The sequence below is a fragment of the Vibrio marinisediminis genome (genome assembly GCF_014050145.1).
Lineage (GTDB): Bacteria > Pseudomonadota > Gammaproteobacteria > Enterobacterales > Vibrionaceae > Vibrio > Vibrio marinisediminis.
Map to the genome: position 1 here is coordinate 1 of NZ_JACFYF010000443.1, position 224 is coordinate 224.

Sequence of the window (224 nt, forward strand, 5' to 3'; positions counted from 1 at the left end):
TCGGGCCTCGTGCCCGTGCCCCTCTGGATCCCGCAGATCGGCATGGCCCTCGGTGTGATCCTGTTCGCCGTGGCGATCGTCGAGGATCTCGTCCGCGCGATCCTCGGCCACCAGACCCTGTTCGACGCAGCGGAGCGCAAGCTCAAGGACGCGCAGGAGGCGGGCGAGCCCGTCGACCCCGTTTGACCCCCAAGCCCCTCGCATAAGGCCGCGCCGATGGACCC

1 pseudogene is annotated in these 224 nt (G+C 70.1%); it reads left to right on the forward strand.

The window, feature by feature from the left end:
• Positions 1-186: pseudogene (locus H2O73_RS24560) on the forward strand (hypothetical protein); the annotation flags it as partial.
• Between the last annotated feature and the right edge of the window lie 38 nt (positions 187-224).